Annotated in this window: 18 protein-coding genes and 1 pseudogene; 12 read left to right on the top strand and 7 right to left on the bottom strand. The window is 52.3% G+C overall.

The features are described 5' to 3' along the window. Positions 1–72: 72 nt before the first annotated feature. From JFV26_RS09650 to JFV26_RS09625, 6 genes are all read left to right on the top strand, one after another. Positions 73–642, top strand: coding sequence for a hypothetical protein (locus tag JFV26_RS09650; RefSeq protein ID WP_201191802.1), 570 nt, complete (start codon positions 73–75; stop codon positions 640–642). After that, positions 629–1,303: a DUF2491 family protein gene (locus JFV26_RS09645; protein ID WP_201191800.1), complete on the top strand. Its 675-nt coding sequence runs from the start codon at positions 629–631 to the stop codon at positions 1,301–1,303. Before JFV26_RS09650 ends, JFV26_RS09645 begins: the two co-directional genes overlap by 14 nt. A gap of 14 nt (positions 1,304–1,317) precedes the next feature. After that, positions 1,318–1,746, top strand: a complete 429-nt coding sequence (locus JFV26_RS09640; RefSeq protein WP_201191798.1) for a DUF350 domain-containing protein — start codon at positions 1,318–1,320, stop codon at positions 1,744–1,746. A gap of 19 nt (positions 1,747–1,765) precedes the next feature. Next, positions 1,766–2,494, top strand: coding sequence for a DUF1190 domain-containing protein (locus JFV26_RS09635; RefSeq protein ID WP_201191796.1), 729 nt, complete (start codon positions 1,766–1,768; stop codon positions 2,492–2,494). A gap of 12 nt (positions 2,495–2,506) precedes the next feature. Beyond that, positions 2,507–3,664 (top strand): glutathionylspermidine synthase family protein, encoded by a 1,158-nt coding sequence (locus tag JFV26_RS09630; RefSeq protein WP_201191794.1) that lies wholly within the window; start codon positions 2,507–2,509, stop codon positions 3,662–3,664. 152 nt (positions 3,665–3,816) lie between these two features. Next, positions 3,817–6,021 (top strand): OsmC domain/YcaO domain-containing protein, encoded by a 2,205-nt coding sequence (locus JFV26_RS09625; RefSeq protein WP_201191792.1) that lies wholly within the window; start codon positions 3,817–3,819, stop codon positions 6,019–6,021. Positions 6,022–6,440: 419 nt separating this feature from the next. Here the strand turns inward: JFV26_RS09625 and JFV26_RS09620 are convergent, their stop codons facing one another. Further along, positions 6,441–6,710: a helix-turn-helix domain-containing protein gene (locus JFV26_RS09620; RefSeq protein WP_201191790.1), complete on the bottom strand. Its 270-nt coding sequence runs from the start codon at positions 6,708–6,710 to the stop codon at positions 6,441–6,443. Between the two features lie 84 nt (positions 6,711–6,794). Between JFV26_RS09620 and JFV26_RS09615 the strand changes: the two genes are divergently transcribed. Next, a complete protein-coding gene (locus tag JFV26_RS09615; RefSeq protein WP_201191788.1) occupies positions 6,795–7,229 on the top strand; it encodes a hypothetical protein in 435 nt (144 codons plus the stop codon). A gap of 684 nt (positions 7,230–7,913) precedes the next feature. Then, positions 7,914–8,179, top strand: a pseudogene (locus JFV26_RS34765) (hypothetical protein); the annotation flags it as partial. Between the two features lie 60 nt (positions 8,180–8,239). On the opposite strand, the gene JFV26_RS09610 reads toward JFV26_RS34765, so the two are convergent. Continuing rightward, a complete protein-coding gene (locus tag JFV26_RS09610) occupies positions 8,240–9,034 on the bottom strand; it encodes a hypothetical protein (RefSeq protein ID WP_201191786.1) in 795 nt (264 codons plus the stop codon). 225 nt (positions 9,035–9,259) lie between these two features. After that, positions 9,260–11,641 carry a restriction endonuclease gene (locus JFV26_RS09605; RefSeq protein ID WP_201191784.1) on the bottom strand — a complete coding sequence of 794 codons (2,382 nt, stop codon included), beginning with the start codon at positions 11,639–11,641 and terminating at the stop codon, positions 9,260–9,262. 394 nt (positions 11,642–12,035) lie between these two features. Here JFV26_RS09605 and JFV26_RS09600 point away from each other — a divergent pair, with 394 nt between their 5' ends. Further along, positions 12,036–13,925: a restriction endonuclease gene (locus JFV26_RS09600; protein ID WP_242487786.1), complete on the top strand. Its 1,890-nt coding sequence runs from the start codon at positions 12,036–12,038 to the stop codon at positions 13,923–13,925. 1,051 nt (positions 13,926–14,976) lie between these two features. On the opposite strand, the gene JFV26_RS09595 is transcribed toward JFV26_RS09600, so the two are convergent. The 3 genes from JFV26_RS09595 to JFV26_RS09585 are packed head-to-tail and all read right to left on the bottom strand — an operon-like array spanning position 14,977 to position 18,361. Further along, positions 14,977–15,882 carry a plasmid partitioning protein RepB C-terminal domain-containing protein gene (locus JFV26_RS09595; protein WP_201191782.1) on the bottom strand — a complete coding sequence of 302 codons (906 nt, stop codon included), beginning with the start codon at positions 15,880–15,882 and terminating at the stop codon, positions 14,977–14,979. Positions 15,883–15,884: 2 nt separating this feature from the next. Then, positions 15,885–16,799 (bottom strand): ParB/RepB/Spo0J family partition protein, encoded by a 915-nt coding sequence (locus JFV26_RS09590; protein WP_201191780.1) that lies wholly within the window; start codon positions 16,797–16,799, stop codon positions 15,885–15,887. Further along, on the bottom strand, positions 16,796–18,361 hold the full coding sequence (locus tag JFV26_RS09585) for a recombinase family protein (RefSeq protein WP_201191778.1): 1,566 nt from the start codon (positions 18,359–18,361) through the stop codon (positions 16,796–16,798). Before JFV26_RS09585 ends, JFV26_RS09590 begins: the two co-directional genes overlap by 4 nt. 117 nt (positions 18,362–18,478) lie before the next feature. Here JFV26_RS09585 and JFV26_RS34760 point away from each other — a divergent pair, with 117 nt between their 5' ends. The 3 genes from JFV26_RS34760 (at position 18,479) to JFV26_RS09575 (ending at position 20,839) form a co-directional block, all read left to right on the top strand. Next, positions 18,479–18,850: a hypothetical protein gene (locus JFV26_RS34760; RefSeq protein WP_242487785.1), complete on the top strand. Its 372-nt coding sequence runs from the start codon at positions 18,479–18,481 to the stop codon at positions 18,848–18,850. A gap of 40 nt (positions 18,851–18,890) precedes the next feature. Continuing rightward, a protein-coding gene (locus JFV26_RS09580; protein WP_201191776.1) for an IS3 family transposase occupies positions 18,891–20,026 on the top strand; the annotation gives its coding sequence in 2 pieces (ribosomal slippage) (positions 18,891–19,134 and positions 19,134–20,026; 1,137 coding nt in all). A 204-nt stretch (positions 20,027–20,230) separates the two neighbouring features. Then, complete coding sequence (locus tag JFV26_RS09575) at positions 20,231–20,839, top strand: hypothetical protein (RefSeq protein WP_201191774.1); 609 nt, start codon at positions 20,231–20,233, stop codon at positions 20,837–20,839. 85 nt (positions 20,840–20,924) lie between these two features. Here JFV26_RS09575 and JFV26_RS09570 read toward each other — a convergent pair whose 3' ends face one another. Further along, on the bottom strand, positions 20,925–22,736 hold the full coding sequence (locus JFV26_RS09570) for a DUF4365 domain-containing protein (protein WP_201191772.1): 1,812 nt from the start codon (positions 22,734–22,736) through the stop codon (positions 20,925–20,927). Positions 22,737–23,010 lie beyond the last annotated feature (274 nt).

Raw genomic sequence — 23,010 nt, 5'->3', positions numbered from 1 at the left:
AGGCTATTGAACGTTCAGGGTTCGGGCCTGTGCATTGCCAGGAACGAGTCATCCCACGGAGTCAGGGACGTCATGTCGATTTTTCTTTTATTACGCATGTATGCCTCGTCCTTCTTCCACCGTTTCGGCTGGGCAGGACTGGCGATCGCCTTGGGCATACACCTGAGCACGGCCTGGCTCGGCCTGGTGCGCCCCCACCTCGACGACCTGACCCTGGCCACGATGCTGGCGGTCAATCAGCTGAAACCTGTCGGTCATGTGGTCGTCCACTTCAATGAAAGCGAAATCGCCGCGCTGGCCAGTTCTTACGCGCCCAGCCTGGAATGCAACTCAAGCATGGCCAGCGAGATGCTGGTGCGCGCATCGCAAGACCCGGGCTCATCCGTGGTCATCAACGAATTACTGTGCGTCGGCCAAGGCGCCACTCAGTACCTGATGAAACTGCCGCAGAACTATGTGGCGACCTTCGGCGATCTGTACACGCAAATGAAAGAACGCCACAACGCAACCCTCATCGACTATCGCGCCAGGGGTGCGCAACAACCTTCGATCAACCCGCCCGGTGCCACGCGCATTGAGGGCGGCGAACTCTTCTACATCGCCTCCACTCGCCTCAAGGAAATCTCCAATGGGATGGTTTAAACAGTTAATGGGGCTTGAGGCCCCGGCCCCGACGAACTCGCCGTGGACCGCCAATGACAGTCCGCAGGTTCTCGGCCCTCTGGGCCTGGCACAGGGTAAAGGTGTGATGTTCGACACCACCTTGAGATTACTGCTCGACGAAAAAACCGCCGTGACCATCCCGGTAGCTTCCCAGCAGATCTGGAGCGTCGGCAACGTTGATCTCGGGCAGTCGACCTGGCTGTCGCGCTATTACATGAACGACGAAGATTACTGGCTGCAAGTGCACACCACCGGCGACATCGCCGGGCAGGTCGAGTCGGTGATTCTGTTCAATTACCTCAGCTACGTGACCATCAACAGCGAGGCGGAGTTGCGCCGACTGGCCGGCCCTGAAAGCCTGATCGGGCTGCCGACCTACACCCATAACGGCGTCGAATACACCCGCGAGTGGGGCACCGAGAACGGCCAGACGGAATTGGTCCCGCTCAGCGAGCGCGTCGTCAACCCGGACGAGTCCTACACCATTGAGCACCGCTCGATGCTGTATGCCCGCGAAACCGGCCTGACCGATCGGCGCGAGTTGTTGCTGTTTTCCGTGGAGGAAGACGCCGAAGGCACCATCAGCCTGAGCACTTCGCTGGGTATTTCACTGTACACAACCGATCTGAACATTCTTTAAAAAGGAAGATCCCCATGCTTGAAGCACTCTCCATCTCCCTGAACAAGGCCGCCGTGCTTGGCTTTGTTTTGTATATCCTCGGCGCCGCCGTGCTGTTCGCGCTGTTCCAATTCGTCTACACCCGCATCACCCCGCACAAAGAATTCGAATTGATCCGTTCGGGCAACGTTGCGGCCGCAATTGCTCTGGGTGGCGCGATCATCGGCTTCGCCATTCCGGCCAGCAACGTGATTGCCTACTCGATCAGCATCCTCGACTTCGTGGTCTGGGCCGTGATTGCTGCGTTCGTACAACTGCTGGCGTTCCTGATGACCAGCCTGGTACTCAAAGGCACTTCCGAGCGCATCCGCAAAGGTGAAATCGCCGCCGGCATCTACGTCGCTGCGGTGGCCATCAGCGTCGGCATGCTCAACGCCGCGTGCATGACCCCTTCCCAGAACTGATCGCGCCACGGAGATTGTGATGAAACGAAGCAAGTACGTTCAGCTCTCCCTGGCCGCGTCGGTCGCGATGGCGATCTCCGGTTGCGGGCCGTCGGAAAAAACCTACGAGGTGCACAAGAAGTACAACTTCCAGTCTGTTCAGCAGTGCGCGGATGAAAAACTCCCGGTCGACATCTGTTCTGACGCCTACATGAAGGCCATGGCCCAGCATCGAAGCATTGCGCCGGTTTACGACAACCAGGCCGATTGCGACGCCGACTTTGTCGCCGACTGGTGCCAGCAGGACTCCGCCGGCAAGTTCATCCCCAAGCTCGGCGGTTTTGAGCTCAGTGCCGATGGCGAGGTGACGCAATCCCAAGTGGACGCCGCCAAGGCTCAAGTACCCGCTTCGCAAGCGACTGCCGCAGGTTCGGGATTCTCCGGCAGCAGCCTGCTGACCGGACTGCTGATCGGTAACATGCTCAGCAGCAACCGCAACAGCTACTCCTCCGAGCCGGTCTACCGCTATCGCGATGATCGCGGCAGCTACTCGAACTCAACGCTCAGCCAGCGGGTCTCTTCGGGTTCGACCTTCAACCGGTCCAACCAGGCGCGGTACGGCAGCAGTAGCAGTTACACCGACAGCATCACTCGCAGCAAGCCGGTGTCCGTTGCATCGTCCACTTCCCGCGGCGGCTTCGGCAGCCAGGCCAGCGCACGCAGTGGCTGGGGTGGATCGGGCAAGAGCTCCGGCGGTTCGAGCAGCTAAGGGAACATTGCCATGAAGAAAATCCTCTGCGCCGAGCGTCATGACTGGAAACAGACGGCCGAAAGTCTCGGCTTTATGTTCCATACCATCGACGACGAACCCTATTGGGACGAGAGCGCGTACTACCAGTTCACGCTCAAGCAAATCGAGAACGATCTGGAAGACCCGACCACCGAGCTTCATGACATGTGCATGGACCTGGTGGCCCGCGTGGTGCAGAGCGAGGAATTGCTGGAGCGCCTGAGCATTCCCGCGTCGTTCTTCGACCTGGTGCGCACGTCATGGCTCGAAGGCCATCCGCACCTGTATGGACGGATGGACTTCTCCTACAACGGCACCGGGCCGGCCAAGTTGCTGGAACTCAACTACGACACGCCGACCAGCCTGTATGAGGCGGCGGCGTTTCAGTGGGGCTGGCTGGAGCAATGCATCGAACGCGGTCTGCTGCCCAAACATGCCGACCAGTTCAACAGCATCGACACCAAACTGCATCAGGCCTTTGCTCAACTGCAGCTCAAGGAGCCTTTCTATTTTGCCTCGATGAAAGACTCGGTCGAAGACAAAGGCACCACCGACTACCTGCGCTTGATCGCAGAAAAGGTCGGCATCGAATCGCGCCACATCGATCTGGAAGACATCGGCCTTACCAGTGACGGACGTTTCGTCGATCTGGAAGATCGCTGGATTCCTCACCTGTTCAAGCTGCACGCCTGGGAGTTCATTTTCCACGAACCCTTCGGCGCGGCGATTGCCCAAAGCGATACGCAGTTCTTCGAGCCGGCCTGGAAATCGATCATCTCCAACAAAGGCATCCTGCCGCTGCTGTGGGAATTCAACAAAGGTCACCCGAACCTGCTCGCGGCGCACCTTGATACCGATCCGGGCAAAGCCGTACCCAAGGGTTGGGTGCGCAAACCATACTTCTCCCGAGAAGGCGCCAACATCGAGTTGCAAACCGCCGACGGCCTGATCGTAAAAGAGGACGGCCCCTACACCGACGCGCCGTTTATCCTTCAGGAATTTGCCCCTTTGCCGAAGTTTGGCGACAGCTTCACGTTGGTCGGCTCGTGGGTGATTGGCGACCAGGCGGCCGGGATCGGCGTGCGGGAAGACAACAGTCTGATCACCAAGGACTCCAGCCGGTTTCTGCCGCACCTGATCCTCGACTGACAACGCCCACAAAAAAGGCCCGCTGCCGTGCATCGGGCTTTAGGGTGAAACAGGTGTAAACCAGGCTCAGGACCAGACAACAACAAGACTTACGACTGAAAAGCCGGATAATGGCAGCCAATTCGTCTAGCCCGTTATTCTGGTAATCCCCTATGGAAATCAAGGTCAACTTTCTCGACAACCTTCGGCTTGAAGCAAAGTTCGATGACTTCACGGTAGTGGCCGATCAACCTATCCGCTACAAGGGCGATGGCTCGGCACCGGGTCCGTTCGATTACTTTCTGGCTTCATCGGCTTTGTGTGCGGCTTATTTCGTGAAGCTGTACTGCGACACTCGCAGTATTCCCACCGAAAACATCCGCCTGTCGCAGAACAACATTGTTGATCCGGAAAACCGTTACAACCAGATTTTCAAGATTCAGGTCGAGTTGCCTGCGGACATTTCCGATAAAGACCGCCAGGGCATTCTGCGTTCCATCGACCGTTGCACCGTGAAAAAAGTGGTGCAAGCCGGGCCTGAGTTTGTGATCGAAGAAGTGGAAAACCTCGACGCCGATGCCCAGGCGTTGTTGATGCCTGCTTCTAATTCAGCGGAGGGCACCTATATCGCGGGCAAAGACCTGCCGCTGGAGCAGACCATCGCCAATATGTCAGCCATTCTGGCCGACCTGGGCATGAAGATTGAAATCGCTTCGTGGCGCAACATCGTGCCCAATGTATGGTCGCTGCACATCCGCGATGCGCACTCGCCGATGTGTTTTACCAATGGCAAGGGCGCGACCAAAGAAGGCGCGTTGGCGTCGGCGCTGGGCGAGTTTATCGAGCGCCTCAACTGCAATTTCTTCTACAACGACCAGTTCTGGGGCGAAGACATCGCCAATGCGGCGTTTGTGCACTACCCGGACGAACGCTGGTTCAAGCCTGGCCGTAAAGATGCACTGCCGACCGAGATTCTCGACGAGTACTGCCTCAAGATTTACAACCGCGACGGCGAGCTGCGTGGCTCCCACCTGATCGACACCAACTCGGGCAATGAGGAACGCGGCATCTGCTCGCTCCCATACGTGCGCCAGTCGGACGGCGCGGTGGTGTATTTCCCGTCCAACCTGATCGAAAACCTGTTCCTGAGCAACGGCATGAGTGCCGGTAACACACTGGCCGAAGCCCAGGTGCAGTGCCTGTCGGAGATCTTCGAGCGCGCGGTAAAACGCGAAATCATCGAAGGTGAATTCGCACTGCCCGATGTGCCGGCCGATGTGCTGGCAAAGTATCCCGGGATACTGGCCGGTATTCAGGCGCTGGAAAAGCAAGGGTTCCCCGTGCTGGTGAAGGATGCGTCCCTGGGCGGTGAATTCCCGGTGATGTGCGTCACGTTGATGAACCCGCGTACCGGCGGTGTGTTCGCCTCGTTCGGCGCGCACCCGAGCCTGGAAGTGGCGCTGGAACGCAGCCTGACCGAATTGTTGCAGGGCCGTAGCTTCGAAGGCCTCAACGACCTGCCTCAGCCGACGTTTGAAGGTCATGCGGTGACCGAGCCGAATAACTTCGTCGAGCACTTTATCGACTCCAGCGGCGTGGTGTCGTGGCGCTTCTTCAGTGCCCAGTCGGATTACGAATTCGTGGAGTGGGACTTCTCCGGCCAGGGTGAAAACTCGAATGCCGAGGAAGCCGCGACCTTGTTCGGCATTCTCGAAGGCATGGGCAAGGAAGTGTACATGGCCGTCTACGAGCATATCGGCGCCAAGGCGTGCCGCATCCTGGTGCCGGACTATTCGGAAATCTATCCCGCTGATGATCTGATCTGGGATAACACCAACAAGGCGCTGTTCTTCCGCGCCGATATCCTGAACCTGCATCGCCTGGACGAAGACGAACTGAAAGCGCTGGTTGAGCGTCTGGTGGAAAGTGAGCTGGACGACTACACCGACATCACCAGCTTGATCGGCATCGAATTTGACGACAATACGGCTTGGGGACAGGCGACAATCCTGGAGTTGAAGCTGCTGATCTATCTCGCCTTGCAGCAGTTTGAAGAGGCTAAAGAGGCGGTAGAAATGTTCCTGCAGTACAACGACAACACGGTTGAGCGTGGCTTGTTCTACCAGGCCGTCAATGTGGTGCTGGAGATGAAGCTGGACGAAGACCTGGAACTGCAAGACTACGAGGCCAATTTCCGCCGGATGTTTGGCACCGAGCGCACGGATGCAGCGATCGGGTCGGTGGACGGCAGCGTGCGCTTCCATGGCTTGACGCCGACCAGCATGAAACTGGAGGGACTCGACAGACACCTGCGGTTGATCGATAGCTACAAGAAACTGCACTCGGCACGGGCCAGTGTGACCACGTTGTCCAATTAACAGCGCCCACAAAAAAGCGAAGCCGGATCAATGGCTTCGCTTTTTTGTTTACGGTTCTGAAAAAGCTGCGGATCAAAAGGGGAAAGGACAGCTGAGACCACCAATGTAAAATTTCCCCCATCACCCAGGGCTTTTATGAGCTGATAATTATCATAATCGCGTGAAAAATGTAAAGAAATTACCAGTTAATCCACAAAAAATTACCTACTTTTCTCTTTCTCATCATCTCTGACGCTAGCAATTCAAGAATACCGGAGTCACCCCGCATTGATACAACTCTGAAGCGGCCTTAGCTCATCTAGTGAGCTAGGGGTAGCTCATCCGTGAACGCTACCGTTCACGGATGAGCGATAGCGTTAATTAAACATATGGCGCAGAAGGCTTTTTGCGGAAGTGCGTATTCCGAAACTCCCAAAAACTCACTTAAGCTGCGTCTTGACCTCTTGTAGCAGAGCGTCCTGAGCCTCTACACCGCCCTCCCTAGTATATGCAGCAACCAGCAACGTCACAGGATGCACGCCAATTACGGCGGCAAGATCCTCTAGCTTTTCCAAGGTAGGGCACTTGAGCCCACGCTCCAACGTACTGAGATACGTCCGACTGCTAACCAAGGAAAAATCTTCCTGGGTGAGCCCCTTCTCAATTCGTATGCGCTTCAAGGTGAGACCGAAGGCTCGCTTCAATTCCATGGTTTTGTCCCACAAAACAGAAGATGAAGCGCTAGCGAGTCCTATAGAGCTACAATCTATAGGGCTCATTCATGGAACTTAAGCATGTTTCGTACGCATACCTCCACCTTGCTGGGATCGCCCGCCGTCGAGAGCGACTGTTTTCTTTGGGGCTGTATTGAGCACAGTCTCATCTTGCCATGGTTCTATGTCACTCTTGTAGGCGATGAAACCCAGACGACAACAATGCTTCAGGTGATGGACCCTAAGATTTTCATTGAATTACTGGAGCAACACCAAAAATCGCTACAGATAAAAGAAGTGCAACTTGTCACTCCACCGCACATAAATGGCGGCTCACTCTGGCAAATGGAAAAGCTTTTAGAGTTCTCTTATTGCCATGATTTAAAACTAGGCAGCTTTGAGCTTTATGAAGTCGAAGGCGGTTGCTTTTATACAATTCTAGAGCGAGATCAAACGTGCGACACTGCCGGCTTAGAGAAAACTATAGTATACCGAAGATCCATGCTGCAACATTGAGCACCAACACATTGAGTGGGCTACTACAGGATACCTCCGCAAAAAAAATATTAACAGCCAAAACCAATAATACAAATTCCACCCACCTGACGCATCAGCAATTTTTCGACGGGATGACGCGGAGCTCTCGAAGTCGTGCCCGCATCCACTTTCCGTCATTTTGCATCTCCGACCTTAAGGAAACTAGTTCTTCAGACGTGAGACTCGAAATTTGACCATAGATCGCATGGTTAACCCTAGCTATCGTAGCAATATCAACAGAATGAAAACAATTTGAAACCATAGATAAAGAGAAGCCCGTTCGGCAGACTATCTGGGCCTGCGATAACTTTCGCGCAGCAAGCAGAAGAATATATGCATTGCATAATCCACGTATTGAATAATCATTTATTCCTGAATCCGGGGATAATTCAGAAAGCTGGGCAAGACTTAGAACTATGATATTCTTCATACATCCCCCTCAAAATACATGTTATTACAGATTCAAATTTCTTGACCGCACACCGCACCGCCTATCGTTTCAAGAATAGCATCATCCGAGGGGGATCAATGCTGCAGCATTGGACCTATTAGCTAGCGCGCTCAACGGCCATCGATACCCTACCTTTATAGGTTGGAACCCATCAAGGAATAGCAGCAGGCCCCTAGCGATTTTCGCCGGGGGGACTCACGTACTCGTTATGGGAGATAGCCGAAAAGGCACTGCATTCGATTGGCGGCTTGTTCGAAGTTGAACACCTAGCAAGATACATGAACGACAGGGATCGCTGGTCGGATCTCTACGCGGCGGAAAAGGGGCCTTGGTGGTAATGGGCTTGATCCAGTCGGCACGCATGAGCAAGCACGATTCGCATGCCTATCCCAATGATATGCCGACACAAATAGCAAGTGAGATCAGGTACTCCAGAAATACCCGTAAATACCTACCTGACTTACGTAAGATTATTTAACCATACACTTGCGAAGCTGCGAACTCACGACGATCAAAAGCAAGGTCGCCTCACCAACAATTACCCATCTAAGTCATTATCAATACTTAGAAAATAACGAAGAAATTCAATTTTGGTCGCCACCAGTACGCTAGCCTTTGAGGAGTGCCCCCAAACAACCCCAGTTACACGAGAGTCCTCGGGGCGCCATTCTTTTCCTTGGCTTGTCACTTCGACATATCGAGTGTTCCAAACCAACGAACCACTCATTCCTGGGGGCTTAGGAAGCAATGGGTTTTTACCATCAAGTAGAACTGCATGTTCTGGGTTATAGGGTATTAAAAAATGATACTTGTCTATCGGTTTAGGTTCCTCATCAATCAACACGGTAGAGAAATCTCTCTCATGAGAAAATACTGCTAAGCCGCGGTGATGATGCTGGCCAAACCCGACTGCCGCGTCGTCCCCAGGAAACCCATAAATATAAAGATACTCGCCATCAACTGGCTCATGCCTTCTTGCGATCATTCCTATATCAACACACTTAGCCATATGCGGCACACGGTCCCAGTTTTTATCTGGAATATGGTTAACAGCGATGTCAATCGGATATTTGTCTGAACTAAAAGCGCCGGGAATAGATATTGCGTGGCCAGCTCCAAATTGTGTCATACCAAGCATTGTGCCTTGTTCAACGCTAGCCACATGCTCGCATGTGAGTATTAGCCTGACTTCATCCAAGTAAAGAAAGGAGCCGGTCCCATGGTGATCTCCGGGGGGGTCTCGATCATCACCAGGCTCGATTAGTGAAATAGCGCTGATAAAAGGATCTACAAAGGGCGGCAGCAACTGCTCAAGACGCTCGGGGAACGACATTAGCTAACTCCTGTATGACATCTGAAGGATCTTCTAAACATTAATCTACCGTTAAACAAGATGCTGCTTGTGCGCAAAAAACACTGATGCCAAGTAGACGCAGCCTTCAGCATTGGGAGTGGGTCATTTCCTCGTAATCGACGCGTCGACAAATGGGTTACTACCCTTCCCCCCCCGAAAGCCCACCAGTCACGAAATTGACGATGCGCACTGGGTTATCACTATTTACTCAAGCGAATAGGTGGATAGCTCACCACCATCGATGACACGAAATCCAGCAGCCTCAGCCTCCAAAGCCGCGCCAGGGGTCAACCGACTTGTCGTGATTATCATCCCACGGCTATTTTGATCCGAGTTGCGGTCCGCCTGGATAATTGAACCTATAAGCTCCCTCACCACATCAGGTCCTACAGGACGATTGGGCGCCCAGCATTTGCACTGCACAACCCAGGATGCACCGTCTTGGTCGACTGCAAAAAGGTCGACACCTCCATCGCCGTCACGATTGGCAGATTGGTGAATAACTGACTTCCCTTCACGCTCAAGAAGTCGAGCACAAGCTTTCTCAAAATCAAACCATGCGGGCCTAGAACCCTCTGGAGCACTGCTAATTGCCTCATAAATCATGCGAGAAGCTGACCTGCTTCTGTAGATATTCACACGCTCAGAAAGACCACTCGCCCCCCTTTCATGCGGGCGGACGAACGTGAATCCTTGAGGGATAGATAGCCCGTACCGCTGAGCCAAAAAATGCTGTGTTGCTGATGCGCTTGCCGAGCGACGCACGTGGAACGCCACTTTATGTTTTGCCCTGTGCTGCTTGGCAGCATCACTGACCGGAGGCTGATCATGCCGCATTTGGCTATAACGCACTCTAGGTAAGTAGATGATGGTCTGGATCTTTCGCTTTCCCACTCGAGCACGATAAGGTTTGGTGTTGAAGACCTTTTCGCGCTGCTCTACCACAAGAAAATCTCGAACAATTGCTGAAGCAATTAGCTGCAAGCTTACCTCGGCATCTTCATTCCACTCGACCTCATCGTTTGCCGACTTTCGGACAAGATCGACATTGCTGATCGTCGGGTTTCCCTGGCCCAAACCGATGGCGACGTGAAAATACCTTTCCTGCTCATCAAGAAAGTGGCAGGAAAACTCTCCGTCTTTTTCAAAGATCCTCATTGCGACAAATGGACCAAATTGGATTTGTACCCTTGCCCCCCACGGAACTGACCACTGCCGTGACTCCTGCGCTTCGTACAGCAACTGTTGAGCGCAACAGAATGCGTCCTCAATCGAACCTTCGATGCGGACCGACTCTAGCGCCTCATTCACAACGCTTAGTGGAGCGGGCAAATCTGTCGGCCCGAACCATTCGCCCGCATCGAGCAGATCTCCGAACTGTAAGCCACTACGCCAGAGAGTATCCAAATCATCCCGTGGGCAACCTGAATCCAAGTTGATCGTGCAGAGCTCAAGTTCAGAATTTCCTATATTTTTTAACCAAGGCCTCTTGCGACCTAGATCAGTAATACGAGAATCGATAAGTGCAGCTTCCAGGCTTTGCTGCAAAGCTTCTGCCAACAAAAAATCGTTGAGGGTACGCATTAGCCCCATGAAATTAGCAACGAACGCAAATATACCTTTCGGATCATTCAGCAGCTGAAATGCGGCCTCATGGGCTAGAGATGCGTCCGGCGTAGGGCCAACAACTGCCAACAGCCATTTCCTAATGGATTGGTGTTGTTGCAGGAATGTTTCGACATTTTCCTCCTCAGAGCCGGGCAGTACCCATCGGCCCTCGGCATTCATCAACCAAGGGGATTCCCCATAAAGACTCCGCTCTTTGATTGCAAGCAGCAGACCCGCTGCGCGTGCTCGTTTATGATGGAAGTAACTCGCCCAGTCAGCGATTTTCTCATCAGCCTCCTCCAGATCACCCCGCCACGGCCCTCCTGTTCCTTGCAGCGTAAACCAACCATCAGATAAAGAATGCGGCCAAAGTGGGATCTCGTTATCCATATCCCTGTCGCCCCGCTCACCGGGATCAAAACGTTGACCGACAGCAGAGTGTGGGATGCCTGACGGCGGAAATGTCCACTGCCTCAATAACGGGGCGTTGGACGGAATCTGATGGCCTGATGGACCACGCATGCTAAACACGGCTTCGAACCAGCCGCTGTGGCTGCCTGTCGGGTGCGCCATGCAAACTCGAACTCGACCGACGTCGCGAATTGCCTGCACCACCGGATCCTCTGACGATCCCATCCATCGCACATGGGGTCTCGATTCCCTGAGCCCCATCGCTGTCAGGCTGAAGAAGCAAGATGGCGAAGTATTCCATCGCCACCCAAGAAGGCCAAACCTGCCAGATTCACGATAAATTGCTGGACGTTTGATGTCTCGCGTTATCAGCACAACCCATGGCACTCCATCCTCGGACAGCCCGGCAGGCCCAAAGTAAAGCTGTCCAATTGACGCGTACAGGAAAGGGGTCAACAGCTTGGCAAGAATATCCTTCGATATAGGCTGATATTTGGTGGGGGTACCAAACGCCATTGGAGCCTCTTCATTAAGAGCCTCAGCGCTTTCCTTGCTTACCGTCGACATCCCTCATCTCCTAACAATTAGATGCTTGAGCTATTGAGTCTGCCATAGGGCGATGTGCATAAGAATTTACCGCGTGAAATTAACGACTATGCCGAAGCCCCCTCGCGGTTGCCATCCGCTGTCAGTTGCTCAATCTCCTCTCGGTGTCGAAACCCGAACACCACGAAATCACTGTTGATTCATCCAGTATTTCTGGATACCTTTGAAAGAGACCGTTTGCACTCCAACCGAGCGACTGCCCGTCATAAATCACAAAGATCCCGACTTAAAACGCCGACGGCGGGATGACAAGAGGTGGTCCAAAGGGTTGATACCGGGTAGCTCGGATCATCCACTGAAGCGAAGGTGGTTCGGTAACCCCATCAGCTACATTCTTAAAAAATCAGGGGAATGGATGAAGTACACAGACATTGATCTCGGAAATCTGCTAGCTGACCCAAGACTGGTAACCACAGACAACTTCGAGCCCAAGCTCGGCGAATTGCCTTGGAGGCAGATGCACTGGGAAGACTTTCAAAAGCTGTGCGCTCGATTGATCCAGCGTCAGCATCTCGGAAGCGGCACTCAGGTGTTCCAGTATGGAAAAACTGGCCAGGAGCAAGACGGAATCGACATCATTTGGAAAACGACAGGAGAGAGTAAATACAGCGTCGCGGAAGTAAAGCATTGGGAAACCGTTAAGCCATCAAACATTCAAAAATGGCTAAAAGCATTTCTGAAGGGCGAGCGGGCAACAGACTCTCGCATTTGGATACTCTGCCTATCAGTTGATGTTGAACATAACAATAAGCTACTGATGGCTTGGGACGCCGCGAAAACTGAGCTTGAGTCACATGACATTCAAGCACTGGTTTGGGACCGAGGAGTTATTGAAGAGCTTTTGCGGGGCAGCCCTGAGCTTGTGGAGCGGTTTTTTTCTAAGGAAATTCGCGACCGCTTTTGCCACACCCTCAGTATGCCGACCGAAGAGCCACGGCTCTTTCGTCGTACCTACATAGGCCAATATGATTCGCGTTTCACTGCAGAAAACGAAAGCGTCAGAATGGAAGTTATTCTGCCCAATCGTAGTTCTCCCCGCGCGTCTGCCATTCTGTCGTTTGCTCGGTCCAATTTAGAAGGCGTGTCACTTGCTATCGACGGAAAGGACCTTGTGCGGTGGCTGCAATGGGCGGGACATCCTCACGACCCCCTGAAAGGCCCCTTCACGCTCCCGTTGAGCGACCCAGATCGGTTTCTTCTGACAACGCCAAAATTTCAGCTGAGCTTGGATAGCTCTGAGTTCGAACATCTGGACTGGTGTCTGCAACATGCATGGACTCATTACCTTTCCGCAATCCAGGCACTGGAAAACGATTGGAGATGTCTTCGGTTCAAGAGGCTAAGTGAATCATCCCAACCAGTGCATGCGCTTGTCAGCCTGCCACGGACTCTTTGGCGCGTGATGATGGATTATGTCAGCGAGCACGATTACGCCAAAGGTGAGTCTGGTGAGCACATTTTCGATGCATCCAATAGCGTCCTGAAGGTATTTTCACCGAATACCACCACTGCGCTGGATGCTGGATATCATCTGATTTCATATGCATATGATGAAGGTGGCCCAACCGGCCGTTATGAGCCCAACATTAGTATCTGTTGGAACCCCAATAATCTGCGCGAGCTTTCCAGCCACTGGGGTCCAAGAGGGCAATGGGATGCTGAATTTACCCATGATTGGCTGAGATCGACACTCCTACCTAACGTTAGGGACTGGTATCGACGCAAAACCCAGCAGAATCTATCCTGGTTGAGCAACCCAGTTGAGAAGCTAACGGGCAACGTCCCTGCTTTAGTCACTGAGGATCATGTCTTTTCACTAGCTCGGCTCAGCGTGCGGCATATCGCTGAAGCAATGACTGTAGAAGAGTTAAACAGCTGCCTACATGCAATGCAGTTGCATTTCAGCTGCCTTGGTACTGCGGCTGATCTTGAGCAAGACCTGCTGAAGAGTGTGTTGCGCTGCGTTCAACATTTGGCGTACCGCCTGCCTGAGCAGCACCACAACTACATCCGAGGCAACCTTCAATTGGATCAAGGCCCACTGGTAGAAAGTCTCTTCAAGCTGATAGCGGGCAGCAATACGCGTTCGACCAATTGCACAATGTTGGAAATGGCGCTTCGGTCGTTGATCTGCTGCTGGGAAACCATAGATGGGATCGACAATGACTTGAAGTGGACTAAACAGATGCTTGAGCCGGTCTGGGCGAGGATGCGCGAAGACCTATTGTGCGAAATGTTTTCCTGAAGTCTCAACTAAGTTTGGAACAATGGCTTCTGGTCGAAACGGCCAGGAGCCACCGATCAATGCTGGTCACGGATTTTTCTTGATAAAAACAGTTGCCTAGATTTACTGCTCTCTCAGAAAAAATCGCCTTGTGCCAGTTCAAGCTCCCGACACATGCTAGTGAAGTCACCACCTAAAGAAGTCACCCTACCGATGTCAATATTCTCAGCAACGCCAACCATGTGGCAGCGTTTTCGATGCCGCCGTTTAGGGCAGCACACCTGGCACCACTCTCACGACGTGGGCGGCGATATGAACCCCCGCGCGATCTGGGTTTGCATAGTTTGCGCTCTAGAAGAAAAGCGGAAAATCTATGACGGGTATCCGCCATCACGATAGTGAAGACGGCGGCGGCAATGAAAGCAAGGCCAAAAAAAGGGCGAGCCTCCAAAGAGTTCGACCGCCATCACAACTGGAGAAAATATAGATAACCATCACAAAACTTGGCGCAAAGATGATAAATAATTCGAATTGCGCCAACGATTTAATGCTATGCCCGCCATGAAAACGCTAGACATAAATTAGCAGTAGCAATAGATCCGAAGGCATTGATTAACGTGCGCCGCTCTAATTTACCATTCACTACTCCTACACACCGCTGGGTGTCAGTTAGTGCCGGCGACCTTAGATCCATGAAAACAAGCGCACTGCCACTAACTACATACGTATGCGTCCGGGAATCCCGTCTTGCGTAACTAAACCGGTTGCCACTTATGCGGCAGCAACTCGTCAATTTCACTCGCCGAATTGATCCAGTTGTCGAGATATCACTGACCCGATCTGACTCCTCGCGAACCACTATCTTTGGTGGATTTGTGCCGATTTGAAGGTGGATTAGTCTTGCGTCAGCACGTGGGTCAATACAGCATTGGCGTCAACAACGCAGCAAAAGTCCCAAGTGGACGACGCGCTAGCAACCTGCGCCCAGGAGATTGCTGCTCAATTTGGCCCATCTCGACGGTTTCAACCGAAACCACTTGGGGATCACTGAAAACGATCCCCCGTGAAATGATCACTCCCGTTCAGGCTTTCTGGCGTCGGAGCTGACCGCGTCCATGATCGCGCTCAGCTCCTCGAGGAGTTCGCCATGGCAGCGGTTTAAGTAGCCCGATATGGTTTCATTGCGCAGTAGTCGGGCGAGATAGCCCTTCGCGACTACCAGGATCAGCATCGTTTCTCCCAGCGTCTCCTCCACGACTTTATAATCGTGGTACAGCTTTTCCATCTCGCGTTCCATCCTTGCGATTTCTTCGACGCTGATCTCGGCGGCGAGTTTGGATTTTTTCTCAATCAACATGTCCGGGCGTGTAGCCGCGAGTACCATAGCGGCATAGGTCTGGGTGAAGCAGTTAGCGGACACCATCAGTTCTACCGCTTCAATTTGGCGCATGGGTTTCATTTTTCTTAGCGTCCGAAACACATCCTGGCTGACCAATTTTACTTTGAGCATTTCCGCCACTTCGGGGGCGATGCCATCGAGCAAGTGCTGGCGCTCATGGATGCGCTCCACGTTAATGCCCAGTACCTTGGCAATAAGGGCTGGGGAAATACCCTTATGAATGGCGGTGAGAATCATCTTGTGTTCTTGCACAGGCGTTAGGCGGTTGATCTGCCGGTTGTAGGTGAAGCCTTCGTCATCGGTCGACAGCAGGCACAGTGCCTCACTGGCGCCCAGTGCTTTTAACGCGTACAAGCGAAGATGGCCGTCAAGCAATACGTAAGCTGAAGTACCCTCCACGTTGGTCTGTTGTCGATGCACCGCGAGCGGCTCAATGACCCCCAACTCCCGAATGGACGTCAGGATGGTTAAGTATTTTTTGCTCTGCTCGATATCCTTATTCAGAGATCGGGTCGGCAGAATTCGGTCGAGAGGGACCGGGATGATCTGCCGCTCAAAGCCTTGTTTCACCTGGCTCATAATCACCCCTCACCTTGAATACGGTCAGCCAACGACTTAGGCATGTCCGGAATTTTTTCGCTGCGCAGCAGCGTACAGAAGTAGTCGTCGGCCAGCAGTCGCCGCATGGCGGTGACCATGATCAGTAGGCGTTGCTCATTGATGTCGGATTTTTTAATCATGACTCGCTGGCGCCTGACCTCGGTTTGGTAGGTACTCAGGAGCTTTTGCGGCGTCGTCGGCTGGTCGGCGGTTAATTGCCGTTGACCATAGTTTTTTCCCAAGGCCCGGCGTCTGTCGATCAAACGTCTGACCTGAATCAGCTGGTCGCCTTTCAATACACCGGTCTCGTAGGCTTTGACCATGGCCACTTGCACTTCGATATCACTGGATCTGGCGAATTCGGTCGCGACGCTGATCGGTAACCAGCCTTTCTCCACAGCGGCGATGAGTCGTTCCTCTCCTTGACGCAACAGCACGAGGATGGAGTTGATGTAGGAGGGATCCAAACTGGTTTTGATGCTGATCTGTTTGGTGGTGTAGCCGCGCTCAGACAGGATTTGGATGGAATACAGCAAGTCCTTGTTCGTGTGTTTACGGCGGGCCAGGTTTTCTACCAGGCTGATGAGAAACCGGTCGACCTCACTGGCACTGATGACGACACAGGGAATTTCTCGCTCGCCGAGCGCACAAAAGGCTTCGTATCGACCTTGTCCGCAGACCAATTCGAATAAACCTGTAGGGTCTCGGTCACTGCTGGGGGTGACCGTAATCGGGCGCTTTAGGCCCAAGCTCGAAATGTTTTCGACCAGCTTGGCAAACACCTGTTTATTGCGCGCACGAGGATTGAGGACGCGAATACGATCCAGGCTGATCATTTGGATGGTTGTCGCTTCCCCGACATGATGCGGGCTTCGAGGGTGTTGTGGCATGTTCATGCGGTTCTCCCCACGACAGTGCGACGCGACAACTGCGCAAGTGCTTCGAGGCTGTCGTAGCGATAGATTTCCAGGTTGGAGGCGTTGGACTCACTCAGACGGATGTTGGGCTGTTGAATATCGATTGTCGGCAGGATGTAGTAATCGCGGGCGAACTCTTCCCCCGGTTCCATACGGACGGCAACGGAGATATCCGGAGAGAGACCAAGATCGAAGCGAATTTTCCAACGACGTGCTCCCGAGCCACTGCGCTGACAGCGGCACAGTACAAGAGAAATCAGCAGTTCTTCGTTGACTTGGAGTAGGTCGCTTATGGGGTCGATGGCTACTCGTCCTCCGACTTGCTGTATGTGCTCCACCGTTCGAGCCAGCATCAGGGGATGCATCAGTCGAAGTTGATGGTTGGCGGCAACGTAGTCGTAGTCTCTACAAGGGGTGTAACCAATGAGCGAGTATGTACGCAGAAGGCTGCCAAATCGATATTGATAAGCAGTGCTGGAGGGGCAATCGTCAGACTCATTGATGATCAGGCCAGACAGATAGCCCGCTTTCTCATAGAGCTTTTTGAGTCTCTCCAGCATCTCGGCATCGGGCATGCGATAGCTGCGTGATTGGATGATCTCCCTGGCTGCCGCGAACAGTACCGGGTCGACTAAGACCGGAAATGCACCGTCTGCCCGAATCCATTGGTCCGGAGGGTTACGCACGTGTTCATCTTTGAGCTTGAAAGATGAGCGGTTCCAGACATTATTTCCTATGTATTTTTCATTGGTCAGCACCTGGTGGACTGCACCCTTGGTCCATGGCCTGGCCAAGTCGCTTTGGAGCCCGCGATTATTTAACTTTTCGGCAATCTCGTTTTCGGTGTAGCCCGCCTCAACAAATTGCTCATAGATCCATTGGACCGTCGCGACCTCCTCTGATGGCCCAGGGATCAGCTTGATACGGTCGGTCTGGATACTCTTGTGTTGACCTAAGACCAGTTCAGCTTTTGGAGCGCCAGATGCATCTACGAGTTGCCGTCTAAGCCCGTAGCCTGCCATCCCTCCTTGTCTGAAGCCCATTTGGATCAGACGTGCCTGCCCTGCAAAGACTTTCACTGATAATTCGCGGCTGTATTCACCTGCCATCATTCGTTTCAGATTCTTGACGACGTTCGAAAGTGGAGAGCCATCATTCGCAAATTGCTCTGCGCAATATTGAACCGAAACACCTGCCTGCCGGCACCGGACCTCGAAGCTGGCGGCCAAATCGGGATCTTGAAATCGTCCCCAGCGGCTGACGTCGTAGACGAGAATCGTGGAAAAACGGACTTGGCCGCCCTCAACGTCGGTGAACAGTTGGATCAAAGCATCACGCCCTTCCAGGCGAAGACCACTTTTACCGGCGTCCGTATAAATTTTGACGATTTCGAGGGCGTGCGCCGCCGCGTAGAGCTTGATTGTGTCGAGCTGATTTTCAGTCGAGTACTGCTGATGCTCTGTCGACATCCGGACGTAGGCAGCTGCCAAACATGGGTCTTGGCGAGTGTCTGCTGATTGAGCACTTCTACGACTGCGCATACGCAATAGCCCCTGCGTGCATCCACACTGGATGTGCGCCATTGGGGCGTACCCATTCTGCTGGCTACTCAAGCGAGCGGTGTGTCCTACCAACCATAGTGGATCAAAGGGGGAAAAATGTTTCCTAAAAAGGGCAATACTTTTCCGAACAGACTGGAGTACGCATCGGGGTTGGCGGTGGCGTTACGAGGTGAATTGGGCTCGACGCACCAAGCCGTGAAGACGTTGATGAGATGGACAAATGCAAACGAACGGACTGCCAAGAACTGGCTAAAAGGGACCTGTGGCCCTCGTGGAGAACATTTAGCTCGTCTTATTCAACACTCCGACGCCGTCTTGGCAAGCTTCCTCGAGATGGCCGAGCGCAACACCGTTGTAATGCGCACGACGCTTCCATCATTGAGGATGGATTTGATGCGAGCGGTGGATGCAATTGACTGTTGCTTATCCATGGCGAGCGGAGTGGATGAATCGCCCCGGGTTTCGTAGACACCTCTTTGCCTTAAACTGAGGCCAATTAGGAGGTGCCATGAGCAACCCGCGTTACCCCGAAGAATTCAAAATCCAAGCGGTCAATCAAGTGACCGAAAAGAAGCTCCCCGTCGCTGAAGTGGCGGCCCGTCTTGGCGTGTCGACGCATAGCTTATATGCCTGGATAAAGCGCTACAGCAAACCTCAAGAAGAACGACAGCAGGACGATGATCAGCACGCTGAACTGCGTCGTCTGCGAGCGGAACTCAAATGCGTCACTGAAGAGCGAGACATATTAAAAAAGGCCGCCGCGTACTTTGCCAAGGAGTGCGGCTGAAGTACGGCGCGGGCGACTATTCGATTCGACGGCTTTGTCTGACGCTTAAAGTCCATCCCAGCGGTTATTACGCCTGGCTGTCCGAGCCGCAATCTGTACGCGCCAAAGACGACCAGCGACTGCTGGGTTTGATCAAGCATTCCTGGCTGGAGAGCGGCGGCGTTTATGGCTATCGCAAAATCCATGACGATCTGCGCGAAGTAGGTGAGGATTGTGGTCGTCATCGTGTGGCGAGGCTGATGCGTCTTGAAGGTCTGCGTTCTCAGACAGGTTATCGACGCCGCCCTGGAAAGTACGGCGGTAAGCCAACGGTCGCCTCACCCAATTTGCTGAAGCGCCAGTTCGATGTCGTGGAACCCAACAAGGTTTGGGTCACCGACATCACCTACATTCGTACGTATGAAGGCTGGTTGTATTTGGCGGTGGTGCTGGATCTGTTTTCGCGTCAGGTCGTTGGCTGGTCAATGAAGTCGCAGATGACCAGTGATTTGGCTATTGATGCGTTGTTGATGGCGGTTTGGAGGCGTAAACCGAAGCAAGAGGTGATGGTTCATTCCGACCAAGGCAGCCAGTACAGCAGCTCCGATTGGCGCAGCTTTTTGAAGGCAAACAATTTGGTTGCCAGCATGAGTCGCCGAGGCAACTGTCATGACAACGCCGTGGCCGAGAGCTTTTTCCAGCTTCTGAAACGGGAACGGATCAAGCGAAAATTCTACACCACGCGGGAAGATGCTCGTAGTGATGTGTTCGATTACATCGAGATGTTCTACAACGTAAAACGCCGCCATGGTTTCAACAATCAGCTGTCACCGGTAGAGTTTGAAAAGCGTTACACAATGAGCTTGCAAGGTGTCTAGAGAATCCGGGGCGATTCAACTCAGTCACTATAGGAGCACAGTGCCATTAGCGCTATAAATTGCCGAGCTTGCGCTTTTGACGCAAGACGAGGGGAGCAAGGCTAGCGGTTCTAGACGGGGTAGCCCCTAGTACTCCCTGACCAAAGATGAACTCTGCAAGCCCGCAGAAAGCACTCGGATCTAGCAAAGACCTCGCGCTGGCGAATGTCTAGAAGCGAACCGATTTCGGCGATCATTGCTGAAGCTGACCAAAAACGATTCACTCTATCTGATATGGAAATGCGAATGACTGCGCTAAACGACAGCCACCTGAGGGCTGAAAGGTTGGAATCCTTGACCCAGGCGGTGGGTTTCGCCTTGTGGCAATTACAGATCCTCGAATATTCAACTGCTCAGTATTACGTGCTGGTAGAGCTGGCGGAGCCGATGATGGGAGAGGAGAAAGGGAACCTCCTCGTTGAAAAAGCTCAACGCAATACCTTTGGCGCGAGTATTAGCCAGTTGGGGAGGGCTAATAAGTTACCGGACGCCTTACTGGCAAGATTTAAGTCGATCCTGAAAGAGAGGAACTGGCTTGTACATAGCTCCCGAAGCGGTAGTCAAATAGCGCTTGCCGACGAGGCCGCCTTTATGGCATTGCACTCCCGGCTGGAGGCGATCACTGAAGAGGCAGGGAGCCTGCTAAAGCAAATAGCGGTGCAATCTGAAAACTTCGTAGTCAATAAAGGAATATCTATTGAAATTATCGCAATGAAAACTGCTGAAATCCTAGCGCAGTGGCAAGGCTCAGTCGAAGGAGCCCAGAGCCTTTAGCTTTAAAGTGACTAGCGCTGAAGTGGGGTCCGCGTGCATATCTCCACCAACAGACTACGCTTATTCGCCTGTTACCGCCAACCAGCTACCAATCTTTATAGAGTTTTAATATATCGCCATGCTTAATTATTTCACTCTCCTGCCAAGCTAGAGACCAATTCCAATCAGATGGGCGAGGTTTGCAGTCAGTGCAATTATCACAGTGGGTTTTCTTGAATCCGTGTCCAGGAATATCCACGTCCGGCTCGTACAGAAGGCTGAGCAAATTGCCTGTACCGTGAGCATATTTGTGCTTTAGGCAAACCAACAAGTGCATTCCACCAGCGGAATGCATTTGCAAACTATTCGCCACAATCCCGCCAGGCCTGTAGTGAACAAATAGACTTTCGCAATTCTTCACTATGTCTGTGGGGTCGTAATTCATCAATGCTCGGGCTACAATCTGCCCCATTATATTATCGGGATCTTCGGGGTCCATACCCATGTTTCGCGCCGTGTTTCTGAAGTATGACTTTTGATCTTCAGTGCTAACATCAAGAAAATTAGTGCCCACGATGGGTTCATGATTATTTTCAACGTTTATGATTATTTCGAGTCCATCAGGGCTCATGGTGCCAATAAACGATCGAAGAGCGGATATTTCGTCAGCGCTGAGGAGGCTGGAATGGAGGGCCAGTGAGTAAAGCCTCTCCGCACGATCAAAATCTTTGCTCAGTAACGAGTACGAAAGGCAAAACTGAAATATAGCAACCATCCAGGTTTGAAAGAATTGAACTGATTCCTCACTTCCCTTTTCCTGCTGGATTATACGGAAAGATATAAGGGAGGTAACGCACTCTAGGTAAGTTTCATAAAGAATATGGTACTGGCCTTTATGTGCAACTTGGCTAAGAAGGTCAATCACTTTTTTTATACTAGTACAGACCGTTTTATACTGCTCATGTAGTTGAAGGCGGAAAAGATACCCTTCGGGACTACTATTGAGAGCTTTGGCAGCATTGGCATTGGCTGCCAAGCTATCGATTTCGTACTTGAGTTTAGCTGCTCGTGCCAAGCCAAAAGCGTAATGCCTGAGGTTGACGGATTTTTCTTTTCTAGCTAAAGAAATCAAGATCATGCTGATTTGTGCAACATCATTGACCTGCTCAACTATAGCTTGATGCAGCGGCGCAGCTCTCAACGCTATGCGGTAGAAAAGTCCTGCGACAAACCGGTCCGCCGCAGGCACGATGGCTGACATCAGTAAGTCGGCAGAGACTTTGTAAATTGTTGAAAAGTCACGTTGCCCGAGCAGATTTTCTAAATGTTGATGATGAGCTTTGTATAAGGCGTTACCCATCTCTGAAATTCTGCTTTCTAGCCTTTGGGGGTCCAAACTTGAAAACCGTTGAATTGAACCCTTGACACCTTTTAAGGCTAAAAAATCCCAGGCGGAGATTACTGCGTCCAACACATTCTGTGCGAGCTGTTCGTCACGTCGTTTGATTACATTGTGTGTGGGGATATGGATTTGGGTGGAGCTGGTCTCTATTGTTTTCGCCTTAGAGATCAGATCATCGTTATCGGTAATCGAGACCCAGTAAATGATTTCACTCGACACATCTACGACAACTAAAATTACAGGAATATTAAATGATAAATAGTATTTCAACTTATTGGTCGGAAGATTGAAAGACACTACCTGCTGGCTTTTGAGCAAGGTGCAATTGGCTTCACCCTTGATTTGCACTTTAAAAACGAATTCGCTGCCTTGAGCAACCCCATTCTTATCGGTGACCTCAATCTCAGCATCTATGCCGTGATCGTTTTGATCCTCTTGGGATCTAAACAACCAGTTAGACGGAAGGTTGTAAGTGAAGATCCTCCCAGCTTCAATGCCGATTTCACCAGGTGTCATGTTCGGAATCCCGATCAAGATAAATTTTCCATATTGGAATATGCCACTTGGTGCTAAGGCTTGCAACTCGAGAGGTTTTAGCGCGACAGCCCAATGTTAGTGGTTGACATTTTTGGGGAGCAGGTGAACCGGCTTCGCCGAATGAGACCAAGGGGTCGGCCCGTCCCTCAATAGCCACGCTGAAGATCAGCCGTTGCATAACTGAAGAAGTAGTGCTGGAGCTAATTCACTTCCGCTGGGTAGCGATCCAGTCGCGCGACCTAGGAGTTATGCG

This window comes from Pseudomonas sp. TH31 (assembly GCF_016650815.1).
GTDB lineage: Bacteria > Pseudomonadota > Gammaproteobacteria > Pseudomonadales > Pseudomonadaceae > Aquipseudomonas.
Note: the sequence above shows the minus strand (reverse complement) of the source record. Positions and strands in the feature narration are given on the sequence as shown.